Source organism: Parabacteroides caeci, assembly GCF_023656795.1.
GTDB classification, from domain to species: Bacteria; Bacteroidota; Bacteroidia; order Bacteroidales; family Tannerellaceae; genus Parabacteroides; species Parabacteroides segnis.
The window spans coordinates 1-11,328 of record NZ_JAMOKT010000109.1; the positions used below are offsets into that span (position 1 = coordinate 1).

11 protein-coding genes and 1 other RNA gene are annotated in these 11,328 nt (G+C 40.0%); 6 read left to right on the forward strand and 6 right to left on the reverse strand.

What is annotated here, in order from left to right; translation table 11 throughout:
- Positions 1-232: 232 nt before the first annotated feature.
- From NBH15_RS28100 to NBH15_RS28115, 4 genes are all read left to right on the forward strand, one after another.
- Complete coding sequence (locus NBH15_RS28100) at positions 233-1,792, forward strand: arylsulfatase (protein WP_244050172.1); 1,560 nt, start codon at positions 233-235, stop codon at positions 1,790-1,792.
- 33 nt (positions 1,793-1,825) lie between these two features.
- Complete coding sequence (locus NBH15_RS28105; RefSeq protein ID WP_128133140.1) at positions 1,826-2,707, forward strand: alpha/beta hydrolase; 882 nt, start codon at positions 1,826-1,828, stop codon at positions 2,705-2,707.
- Between the two features lie 60 nt (positions 2,708-2,767).
- Positions 2,768-3,168: a transfer-messenger RNA gene (ssrA, locus tag NBH15_RS28110) on the forward strand.
- Positions 3,169-3,331: 163 nt separating this feature from the next.
- Positions 3,332-3,661: a PI-PLC domain-containing protein gene (locus tag NBH15_RS28115; RefSeq protein WP_250824119.1), complete on the forward strand. Its 330-nt coding sequence runs from the start codon at positions 3,332-3,334 to the stop codon at positions 3,659-3,661.
- Positions 3,662-3,794: 133 nt separating this feature from the next.
- Here the strand turns inward: NBH15_RS28115 and NBH15_RS28120 are convergent, their stop codons facing one another.
- The 6 genes from NBH15_RS28120 to NBH15_RS28145 form a co-directional block, all read right to left on the reverse strand.
- On the reverse strand, positions 3,795-4,643 hold the full coding sequence (locus tag NBH15_RS28120; protein WP_199676211.1) for a M23 family metallopeptidase: 849 nt from the start codon (positions 4,641-4,643) through the stop codon (positions 3,795-3,797).
- Positions 4,644-4,846: 203 nt separating this feature from the next.
- On the reverse strand, positions 4,847-6,022 hold the full coding sequence (gene uxuA, locus NBH15_RS28125) for a mannonate dehydratase (protein ID WP_128133142.1): 1,176 nt from the start codon (positions 6,020-6,022) through the stop codon (positions 4,847-4,849).
- Between the two features lie 24 nt (positions 6,023-6,046).
- On the reverse strand, positions 6,047-6,859 hold the full coding sequence (locus tag NBH15_RS28130; RefSeq protein WP_128133143.1) for an SDR family oxidoreductase: 813 nt from the start codon (positions 6,857-6,859) through the stop codon (positions 6,047-6,049).
- A 132-nt stretch (positions 6,860-6,991) separates the two neighbouring features.
- Positions 6,992-8,053 carry a LacI family DNA-binding transcriptional regulator gene (locus NBH15_RS28135; protein WP_128133144.1) on the reverse strand — a complete coding sequence of 354 codons (1,062 nt, stop codon included), beginning with the start codon at positions 8,051-8,053 and terminating at the stop codon, positions 6,992-6,994.
- 73 nt (positions 8,054-8,126) lie between these two features.
- Positions 8,127-8,759, reverse strand: coding sequence for a DUF7847 domain-containing protein (locus NBH15_RS28140; protein ID WP_007653788.1), 633 nt, complete (start codon positions 8,757-8,759; stop codon positions 8,127-8,129).
- Between the two features lie 1,073 nt (positions 8,760-9,832).
- Positions 9,833-10,645 (reverse strand): S24 family peptidase, encoded by an 813-nt coding sequence (locus NBH15_RS28145; RefSeq protein WP_250824120.1) that lies wholly within the window; start codon positions 10,643-10,645, stop codon positions 9,833-9,835.
- Positions 10,646-10,760: 115 nt separating this feature from the next.
- On the opposite strand from NBH15_RS28145, the gene NBH15_RS28150 reads away from it, so the two are divergent.
- On the forward strand, positions 10,761-10,997 hold the full coding sequence (locus NBH15_RS28150) for a hypothetical protein (protein WP_195584887.1): 237 nt from the start codon (positions 10,761-10,763) through the stop codon (positions 10,995-10,997).
- Between the two features lie 23 nt (positions 10,998-11,020).
- Positions 11,021-11,230 carry a hypothetical protein gene (locus tag NBH15_RS28155; protein WP_250824121.1) on the forward strand — a complete coding sequence of 70 codons (210 nt, stop codon included), beginning with the start codon at positions 11,021-11,023 and terminating at the stop codon, positions 11,228-11,230.
- Positions 11,231-11,328 lie beyond the last annotated feature (98 nt).

The window sequence follows — 11,328 nt, forward strand, 5'->3', positions numbered from 1 at the left end:
GCCCAATCACGTCGATGGTACTGCGTAAAAGTGGGAGAGTAGATAGCCGCCGTTTTAGAGTCACAGACTCCAAACAAATGAAAGGAATCAATCGTAAGGTTGGTTCCTTTTTGCGTTTATAGCTTCTTTTCGTTTTTATTCTTACCGATAATATTAGTCGTCTTCTCTTTGCACGAATCAAATAAGATATTTATCTTCGCTATCTAAATTAGTATTCATAGAAAAACATATAATGAAAAGAAGAGCCTTTCTTAAATCGTCACTATTAGCAGGTGCAGGAGTTGGAGTCAATCATTCTGCACAATCTATCACTTCTTCCTTGAATGAACAGAATAATGGACAAGAGGAAAAGAAAAAGAAACCTCATGTAATTTTTATCATGACAGACCAGCATCGTGGGGATACTTTGGGATGTATGGGTAACAAAGCTGTTATTTCTCCTAATATAGATAAACTTGCAGCAGAAGGAACACTGTTTGTAAATGGTTATTCTTCGGCTCCAAGCAGTACGCCCGGACGTGCCGGCTTGCTGACAGGTTTATCTCCCTGGCATCATGGTATGCTGGGATACGGAAGAATGGCTGAGCAATATAAATATGAAATGCCTCAGATGTTGCGTAATCTGGGTTATTTCACTTTTGGTATCGGAAAGATGCATTGGTTCCCGCAGAAGGCACTTCATGGATTCCATGCAACTTTAATTGATGAGAGCGGCCGGATTGAGTCAAAAGATTTCATCAGTGATTACCGGGAATGGTTCCAGTTAAATGCTCCGGGACAGAATCCGGACTTAACTGGTATAGGCTGGAATGACCATGGTGCAGGAGTTTATAAACTGAATGAACGTTTACATCCGACAACCTGGACAGGGCAAACCGCCTGTGAACTGATTCGTAATTATAATAATGATCAGCCATTGTTCCTTAAAGTCTCTTTTGCACGTCCGCATAGTCCTTATGATCCGCCGAAGCGTTATTTGGATATGTATAAGAATGTTGATATACCTAAGCCTGTTATTGGAGATTGGTGTGGCAAATATGCGGAACGTCTGGATCCGGAAAAGGCTGCTTCTGACGCTCCGTTTGGTAACTTTGGGGATGAGTATGCCGTTAAATCCAGAAGGCATTATTATGCAAATGTCACTTTTATCGATGACCAGATAGGGCAGATTATTGAAACGTTGAAAGAAAAAGGTATGTATGATGATGCCGTGATCTGTTTTACTGCCGATCATGGCGATATGTTGGGCGACCATTATCATTGGAGAAAGACTTATCCGTATGAGGGGTCTGCTCATATCCCTTATATTGTAAAATGGCCGTCTTATGTCAAGAAATCAGTTCCAAATGGTACAAAGATTGAACAGCCGGTTGAATTACGCGATTTTCTGCCGACCTTTATTGATTTGGCTGGGGGGGCGGTTCCTCCCGATATGGATGGTAGTTCACTGCTGAAATTAGTGCAGGGACATGGAGATGAATGGCGTAAATATATTGATATGGAACATGCTACTTGTTATAGTGCGGATAATTATTGGTGTGCTTTAACAGATGGCAAACTAAAATATGTCTGGAATCTTCATAATGGAAAAGAGCAACTGTTCGATTTGGTGAAAGACCCGGGTGAGTTGACCGATTGTTCTGCCAAGGCGGAATATGCAAAACAGTTGAAAGAACTCCGTGGAGAAATGGTTAAACATCTTTCAGAACGTGGAGAGGCTTTTGTGAAAGATGGCAAACTAATGACATTAGAGAAAACAATGCTGTATAGTCCGAATTTCCCTCAAAAATAATGGTTTTTATAAATTCTTTAAACAGTGTAGTGTATGATCAGAAAATGGATGCTCCTGCTTGTCGGAGCAAGTTGTTTAATAGGTTCAGCTATGGCACAAGATAATCCGATCCTGTTGTTCCCGAAAGGAGCACCGGGAGAAACAACCAAGCTGATAGAAAAAGCAGATACTGATGGCGGTAAGACAGGTGGTGAAACCGTCTTACGGGTTACTAATGTAAGTGAACCGACAGTCACTGTTTATCCGGCTCCAGATGAAGTTGCTACAGGGGCGGCAATGGTAGTCTGTCCCGGTGGAGGGTATAATATTCTGGCTTACGATCTGGAAGGAGACGAAGTTTGCGAATGGCTGAACAATTTGGGAATAACAGCTGTGTTGGTAAAATACCGTGTCCCGCGTCGGGAAGGTCGCGAGAAGCATGAAGCTCCTTTGCAGGACTTGCAGCGTGCGATCGGGTATGTCAGAGCCCATGCAGAAGAGATGAATGTAGATCCGCAACGTATCGGTGTGATGGGATTTTCGGCAGGAGGTCACCTTTCTGCGATGGTTAGTAATAATTTTGAGAAACGGACATATCCGGCAGTGGATGCTGCGGATAAGGTAAGTTGTCGTCCTGATTTCTGTCTTTTGGTGTATCCGGCGTATCTGGATGGCGAAAATTTCCAATTGGCATCAGAGATCAAAGTAACGTCGGCAACACCTCCGACCATGCTGATTCAGGCAGAAGACGATAAGTCATATATAAACAGCAGCCTTTTCTATTATTATGCATTAAAAGAAGCAGGTGTTCCTGCCTGGATGCACCTGTATAGTAAGGGGGGACACGGTTATGGACTTAGAGATACCGGTGCAGCCGTGAATGAATGGCCTGACAGAGCCGAAGACTGGTTCCGTGAAATAGGGGTAATAGAATAAAAAAACTAAATGGAGTACAGAGATACGCAGAATCTTTGTATCTTTGTACTCACAAATCAAGGGGCTGACCGGTTTTGACAGCGGGCAGAAGTGGTTTGTAAGCATGTAGTGCGTGGTTGGCTTGCACTTAAATCTCAGACAACGAACAATTAACTGGCGAAAACAATTACGCTCTCGCTGCTTAATCGAAGTATAGTAGATTCAAGCTTAATCCCTGCAAAAGTTGCGGGGACGTGACATCACCCGGATGCTGTTGCTCCGAAGCTTTCCGATCAGGTGGTGCAGCAATATCGGAGATAGTCTGAAATGAGCCTCGGGTCTCAGGCGAAAATTTAGAGGATAAGGATTAAGTGGGTGGCTTCGGTCTTGCTTGATCCCGACAATTGAAGGCGAAGATAAACATGTAGAAAGCAGATTAGTTCCTCGTTTGGACGAGAGTTCGAATCTCTCCAGCTCCACAAAGGTCACTGAAAATCAGTGGCCTTTTTTGTTTATGGACCAAATTAGAAAATAAATAAGAATATCAGTTGTTTTTTTACATTAGATATGGATTAATCCTTATATTTACTGAATGGAAGTTCCCTTTGAAAATCAGCTTCTACTAATCACTTAAATAACCATTTTATGCTTAAATTAGGAACTCACAACTCAATGACTTATCTTAAGCCAACCGGACTGGTCCAGATAATAGCTTGGAATACCGGAAAATGTCAGAACCTGTCTCTTAAAGAACAGTATGAATTTGGCGTCAGATTTTTTGATCTTCGTATTCGTTTTGATGAAGAGGCAACACCTTATTTTGCTCATGGTCTTTTGGAATTTCATGAAAAGGCAGTAACGGATGTACTGGCCTTTCTGGATCAAAAGCAGAATTGTATTGTGAATTTGGTCATGGAAAGTTTTGGAAAAGTAAAAGATTCTCAGGATCGTTTGTTTATTGATTTCTGTAAATAAGCGGAAGATCAATACAAATATATCACATTTGTTGGTGGGTGGAGTAAATACCCGGAAAGCGGGCATTCCCTCTATTCTTTTGCTCCCAAAAAACAAATACGGGAGGTTGAAGTTTATAAAGTCTTTTTTTATTCTACAAATCCAGCTTTTTATTATTATTCGGAACAGGGATTCCTAAATAAGAGTATTGGTATTCACCGGCACGCTGATGCGGGAGTATATCAATAGCTTTTACAGCAATATTTTTTCCTGTTTTGGTAGCAACCAGGCAAGTGTTTTGCAATTTTCGCTTTTCCAGGTCGAATACTTTATCAGGATTGAAGTGCTGTCCGTTGATACGCACTTCAAAATGCAGATGCTCCGTAGTTGCTCTGCCTGTCCTTCCTGTTAATCCGACCGGTTCACCGGCTTTTACGCGGTCACCTACTTTAACCAGATTTTTGGAATTATGGCTGTAGACTGTTTCCAACCCGTTATAATGACGGATAACTATGACATTGCCATAAGCTGCATAAGGTTTTGCCAGGCGGACAATCCCGTCGAAAGCTGAAACAATGGTATCATTGGCACATGTTTTCAGATCAACGCCGGAATGATGTCTTCTGCGGCCGGCATAGGGTGATATGACTTTTGCTCCGGGGAGCGGAAAAGCATAATCTTCATCTGTCATGAGAGCCAGGTCAATAACAAGAGAGTTTTCGTCAGCCAGAAGTTTTGGATCCGGAACAGCTATATCGGCTTTTTCCCGTGGAGAAAAATCCTCAGTAATATCTTTACGTGCATATTCTGTTTTTCCCAATTCCGGTGTAGGAGGAAGGAATATATCTATCTGGGGAAGAGGAACTTCTGTAGACGGATACAGCATGTAAAATTCCTGATCGGAAACGGATGGTGGTGATTGCACTGATAGTACCGGAGAACAGGTACTTAGTGTTATTAGTGTAATAAATAATAATATATAACTGTAGATCTTAGGCATTATGAAATTTTTTAGCTGGACAAAAATAGAAAAAACAATCCAGTCTAAAGTCCTAATCAGGAATACTTTATAGTTCTTTTTCATTTATTTATGCTTTTCAATGGTCTGTTGAATGAATCGAAAAGCTATAAAACAGAAAAAAGCGCCAACCGGAGTTGAACGCTTTTTTCATTATAAATCAATAAGAAATGAAATTTCAGTCTCTGTTATTTCTTGAAAAGAGATTTGGCTATACCCATCTCCAGACCGCGAAGTTCAGCTAAACCTCTCAGGCGTCCGATGCAGGAATAACCCGGATTTGTCTTCTTTTTCAGGTCATCGATCATTTGATGGCCATGGTCCGGACGCATAGCGATCGAGCAACCACGTCTTTGTTGTAACTCGAGTAACGCTTTCATTACGCCGTACATATCCACGTCACCTTCCAGATGGTTTGCTTCGAAGAAGTTTCCTTCTGCATCCCGTTGTGTGCTGCGGAAGTGAACGAAGTCGATGCGGTCGCCATAGCGTTCCATAATACCGGCAAGATCATTGTCGCTACGAACACCGAATGAACCGGTACACAAGCACAGACCGTTACTTGGGTTCGGAACAGCTTCGATCAATTTTTTGAAATCGTCTTCCGTACTCAGGATACGTGGTAAACCGAGGATGGAGTAGGGAGGATCATCCGGATGGATCACCAGTTTAACACCTGCTTCGTCGGCTACCGGAGCAATTTCCTGTAGGAAGTAGATTAGGTTGGAACGCAGTTTTTCAGCATCGATATCTTTGTAGCGGTCCAGTGCTTCCTGGAATTGTTCGATCGTAAAACTTTCTTCCGATCCGGGCAGACCGGCAATCATATTACGGGTAAGTAATTTACGGTCATCTTCGGTCATTATATCGAAGCGAGCTTTCGCTTTAGCCTTCTCTTCTGCCGAGTAATCGTTTTCAGCTCCCGGACGTTTCAGGATGAAAAGGTCGAAAGCAACGAAAGCTGCACGTTCAAAGCGAAGAGCCTTTGAACCGTCCGGCATCGTATAAGCCAGATCAGTACGTGTCCAGTCAAGTACCGGCATAAAATTATATGTCACAACATTAACTCCGCACTTTCCGAGGTTACGCAGACTTTCCTTGTAGTTGTCAATATATTTCTGGAAATCTCCGGTTTGTGTTTTGATATGTTCATGAACGGGAACACTTTCGACAACAGACCATCTCAAGCCTACCTCTTCGATCATTTCTTTCCGTTTCATGATTTCTTCTACTGTCCATATTTCTCCATTAGGGATATGGTGTAAAGCATTTACGATACCGGTTGCTCCGGCTTGTTTAATATCCCAAAGGCTGACGGGATCATTCGGCCCGTACCAGCGCCAAGTTTGTTCGCATAAATACATATATGTATTGTGTTTTATGGATTATTAGATTGAGAAAGCATCGAAACCGCCGTCGACAATTGCAATTGTTCCGGTTACAAATTTGGATGCGTCACTGATCAGGTACTGAATCGTACCGAATAATTCTTCCGGTGTTCCCAAACGTCTGAACGGAGTGTGGGCAATGACAGATTTGGCACGTTCCGTATAAGAACCATCCGGATTAGTCATCAATGTCCTGTTTTGTTCTGTCAGGAAGAATCCCGGAGCGATAGCATTTACACGTAAACCTTCACCGAATTTGATAGCCAATTCACCGGCCATATATTTGGTCAGGTTGGAGATGGCAGCTTTGGCTGCGCCGTATCCGACCACACGTGTCAACGGACGAAGAGCTGATTCGGAAGAGAAGTTTACGATAGCACCTTCTTTCTGTTGAGCCATTACTTCTGCAAAAACCATGGTAGGAAGCACTGTACCGAACAGGTTCAGATCTACCACTTTCTTGAAAGCATCGACCTGCAGGTCAAAGATGTTGTTGTCCGGACCGATTGTAGCACCGGCCATATTACCACCGGCAGCATTCAATAATGCATCGATGCGGGCATATTTGGCAAGGATATCTTTTTTATTCTGTTCGAGGATCTCTTTATTCAGAACGTCAGTCTGGAAGAAACAGGCTTCGCCACCTTTTGCTTTGATATCGGCAACGATTTTTTCTCCAGTTTCCACTGCACGGTCAAGGATTACAACTTTAGCACCTTCTTCAGCCAGATGGCCTGCGATTCCGCTACCCAGAATACCGGCTCCTCCGGTAATGATGACAACTCTGTCTTTAATACAAAATAAATTAGCCATTTTATATATGATTTTTATTGTGATATTTCCATTTTGTGTTTAATATGTGCGCGAGCACACGCTGAGTGCAAATGTATAGTATTTATTTGTCAAACAAAAAAAATATAGAAGAAAAATAATTAATTTATGCCTTTAAATATAGTTATTGTAGTACTTAATGTTCTCTTTGATAAGTATATCAATAGGCATATAATTGATTTGTTCGACTTTTTCTTTTAATACCAGATGACGGAATAAGGCGCGGACGCAATTGAATCCCTGCACTTCCGGACGTTGGGCGATCAGATGGGTGATGTATCCGTTGTTCAGATGGCTCAGATTTGATTCGATCACATCGTAACCGATCAATTTAAAATGTTTGTCGATGTCCTGATGCTGGAAATAATCACCCAGGACATGTGCTCTGGAGTTGAAGATTATACCAGCCTTGATCTCTTCATGCGTTGCGAAGAAAGAGTCGAGTATCTCTTTGTTTTCTACTGATTCATCGGCATGAATATGTACAGGGTATATTTTTCCCAGAAAATCGTGACCGTACAGATAATCGCGGAAACCTTCCTCACGTTTCATAACCTGAGTTGAATGCATGTCGCCTTTACGGATAAAGCGGAAAATAGCGATGTTGTCCTCCGGATGTATCTGTTCAAAAAGTAACCGCCCGGCGATATATCCGGAATCATAGGAGTTTGTTCCGTAATAAGCGATACAGTTGGTATTTTCGATAAAGGCATCGATCAGCACATAGGGGATTTCGAGTTTATCGAGTTGTTGCGTGAGTTGGATAACGCTCTCTTTGAAAAGGGTTGCTATGATTACTCCCTGGCAATCCGCCTCTTCTATTTTGGGAATCAAATTGTCGAAACTATTTCTGTCATATTGATTGAAGTACATCCGCTCGACCTCAATATTGTAACTGAATAGTTCCTGTTCAGCCTTATTGATCCCTTCGGACAGCTTTGCCCAATATTCCCCCTGTCCGAAAGAGGGTATCAATGTAACGAATTTATACTTTTTCTTGAGGGCTAACGAACGGGCTATCAGATTCGGGTGATAGTCTATCTCTTTTAATACTTTTTCGACCTTTTTTTGTGCTTCTTCCGACACTTTGCCACGGTTGTGCAAAATACGGTCGACGGTTCCGGTAGATACTCCGGATAATTCTGCTATATCTTTTATTCTATACGTTTTCCCCATAGGGCAATTCTGTTATCATAAATAATCCGCAGAACATCAAAAATAATCTGCGGATTGTTTTGTGTTATAAAAATTATAATTCCTCAATAATCTGCAAAGGTGCATTTAATTTACGAAAAACATAGCCATACATCATATATATAAGAGGCATTGCTACAAAAATTCCTATACCCAGCAGGATAAGTCCCAATATAAAAATTCCGATCATGGCCAGCATAAGCATAAATAACGGCATGCCCTGTCCGCGGGTTATTTCCCAGCTACGTTTCAGCGATTCGATGATACCTGTATCTTCTTCAACAATGAAAGCGGTGAAAAATTGCAATCGGAGAGCCAGATAAATGCCCGGAATAATGAACAGACAGATACCGAACACCACGATGATTCCCATAAAAAGATTAGCCACAAAATAAGTGATGATTTTACGGGCCTGTTGTCCGTAGGCTGAGAATTGCGGTTCCTCTCCATCCAGGGCTTGAAATATGTTTTTCATGTATCCTAGTGCAAAAATGCAGGAGATAATGCAACTGATCAAATTAATAACGATTGTACCCACTATGGATTTTTGCATAGGCATGGCAAAAGCGCTCAGCGTAAAAGAAATTATTGTCATACCAATCAATAAGCCGGCTAAAACCCATATCTGAGTTTTAGTACGTTGCCATGAAGTACTGCATACTTCCGAAATTGAAAACTTTGGTCCCATCAGATTGTAGATTAATTATGTTTATAGATAGCTGTAAATTTAAACTAAATTATTGAATAAACAAACAACAGCAATGGAATGTATGCAATTTTGGACTAATTTACTTTCGAACCGGCAAAAAATAGCTATCTGTTTGATCTCTACATATAAATAATGCTGTTTTTTAGTATAAAAGAATGTATAAACGGTAAAAGTACGATAAAAAGATTCTACATTTGTACGTTTTTAGGATATGAGTCCCTTTGTTGTCGAGCCTGATAATACAAGCCTTCAAGAATAAATGTACGAAAATATAAAAGGCAGAAATATTTAAATTGTAATTATGTATTATAGGAAATACGAAAAGTACACCTCTGTTTTTATATAATATTGATAATCAGAAAATAACATACAACCCTACGGAATACGAAAAATACACATTGCTTCACATTTACTTCACATTTAATGGAGAAAGCATAAGAAAAATGTGAAGTTGTTTCACATTCAGCCTTCCTTTTCTTCACATTTGGCCTTCTGATATCTATTCCAATCTAAAACCCCTAAAATGGGCCACAAATCCACCGATATCAGTTATAAAAATTTCATGATGCAAATCTCATAACAGCAAGCATTCTAATCGCTTAGAAAGATCGAAAGACACCTTAGAGACTTAACAGAAATTCCCTTCGTAGCAACTGGATATCTACTGCAAAAGCATACCTTTTTCCCCTGATTTGCCACCCTACACTAAAGAAGTATACAAGTCAACAAGGTAAATTATGATGTTTTCTTATAATCAGGAGAAAGAGTAAAAAAAGCTATTTGATAGAGAGAGGGGTTACACTTGGGGTTACATTTGGGGTTACATCTGACAAGCAAATTTATACTGTTTCGTTACCCCTTACCGTATTAATTAATGTTAAAACAGCTGTTAATATTCGGTTTCGCATACCCTTAATTTTACATATTAAGACTTTTTGTAATACCAGCACATTGATTTATAGTTGATTACATCAGGAAAAGCCTATAGCAGATAAAAAGTGGCTTCCTTTTGTCTGTTATAGGACTAACTACTTTTATTTGTCTTCATTATTTTAATGGTTAATGGCTAATGCTTTTTGAATATGTTGAATCTGTGCCGTTAACTCATCCATTCTGTCTTCTAATTCACCTTGTTTACGATAGTATGTCTCTTGAATATTAGGCAGTTTAGCGCTAAAATACCATTCTGCATACCAAATCGTATTCAATTCCTCTTCATATAAATTGAAATTAGGATAGTTTCTTTTATCTACATTGTCAGACATACATACGATAAAACCGTGTTGTCGCAATCTATTTTTTAATCGTTTGACATACGATCTTCCTTCCATATCACTTACGACATATACATAGTTGTCACGAATGCTTTCCCATTCAGATCGTTCCATTAAACGAATGATGAGATAACCACCATCTAAAATGGATGGAACCATGCTTTGCCCTTTCACACGGACACATAGATATTTCCGGCTATTTTTTACCATAGACACAGGCATAGATATACATTCTTCTTCTACTATATAATCAGGATTAGTAAAACCTGATCCAGCAGCAACCGAAATATCGACTATTGGTATACGAACAATATCCTCGTTACACATTAAAGGATTATCGATATGAGAGGTTAGTTGCTCCATTTTATCTTCGTTAAGCATGGAACCGCGGCCAGTAAGTAGCCATAGAGGGTTTACATCTAAACAATTGTCTATAATTTTTCTAATAACCCCTTCTCCTAAATCAGAATTTCTTTTTAACTGTGTGTTTAAGTAGCCATTAGACAAACCAATCTCTTTCTCAAAGCGGGTATGAGGAATACTTTTTGACTTTAGGTATGTAAACAATCGTGATATTATTTTTTCTTCCATATAGAAAAAAGTTTATATAAAACTTGTGCGATATAAACAATTGTCTATATCTTTGCAGAGTCTTCCAATAGAAAGACGCTTTAAAGATACAACAAACTATTAGATATTAATGAAGATGGAAGAGAAAAAGAAAATCATTGAAGTAAGTAAGGAGGTAAAGGATGAAATCCGGTCGAAATTGAAAGTAACTATGAGGACGGTTGTTGAAGCCTTGCAATTCAATACTAACAGCCCTACGGCTAAAATTATTCGCGCCTATGCCTTGAACCATGGTGGACGAATGTATGATCTGACGATCAACATTGAGAAGAAAGAGATAGATAATCCCTATAAGGAAGTAACAATCATCTAATTATCATTTAAAACCATTTGAACATGAAAGTATTAAAGAACGAACAGTCTGTCATGATAGTGGTCAGTTGTACAAGAGACGAAATCAGCGATGCGATCGCAGTCCTTGAGGCATTACGCAAAGATATGCCGGTAGATAATCGCCCACGTTTTCCGAAGGCTCAACCGGTGGAAATGTTTTTGGCCAATATTCGGAGGTGTGGAATTCATACAAGAATGAATGTTGAATTTTAAATGGTATTCAAATGGAAAACAAATTGCAATTTTTCTACAACGAAGACACGAACGTAACGATTCGCACTCAGCAAGTGAACGATGAGCCTTGGTTTGTG

What these genes read in the sequence shown, in the direction of transcription:
- NBH15_RS28100 (WP_244050172.1), top strand. Translation starts at nt 233, where the DNA reads ATGAAAAGAAGAGCCTTTCTTAAATCGTCACTATTAGCAGGTGCAGGA.
- NBH15_RS28105 (WP_128133140.1), top strand. Translation starts at nt 1,826, where the DNA reads ATGATCAGAAAATGGATGCTCCTGCTTGTCGGAGCAAGTTGTTTAATA.
- NBH15_RS28115 (WP_250824119.1), top strand. Translation starts at nt 3,332, where the DNA reads ATGCTTAAATTAGGAACTCACAACTCAATGACTTATCTTAAGCCAACC.
- uxuA (WP_128133142.1), bottom strand. Translation starts at nt 6,022, where the DNA reads ATGTATTTATGCGAACAAACTTGGCGCTGGTACGGGCCGAATGATCCC.
- NBH15_RS28130 (WP_128133143.1), bottom strand. Translation starts at nt 6,859, where the DNA reads ATGGCTAATTTATTTTGTATTAAAGACAGAGTTGTCATCATTACCGGA.
- NBH15_RS28135 (WP_128133144.1), bottom strand. Translation starts at nt 8,053, where the DNA reads ATGGGGAAAACGTATAGAATAAAAGATATAGCAGAATTATCCGGAGTA.
- NBH15_RS28140 (WP_007653788.1), bottom strand. Translation starts at nt 8,759, where the DNA reads ATGGGACCAAAGTTTTCAATTTCGGAAGTATGCAGTACTTCATGGCAA.
- NBH15_RS28145 (WP_250824120.1), bottom strand. Translation starts at nt 10,645, where the DNA reads ATGGAAGAAAAAATAATATCACGATTGTTTACATACCTAAAGTCAAAA.
- NBH15_RS28150 (WP_195584887.1), top strand. Translation starts at nt 10,761, where the DNA reads ATGGAAGAGAAAAAGAAAATCATTGAAGTAAGTAAGGAGGTAAAGGAT.
- NBH15_RS28155 (WP_250824121.1), top strand. Translation starts at nt 11,021, where the DNA reads ATGAAAGTATTAAAGAACGAACAGTCTGTCATGATAGTGGTCAGTTGT.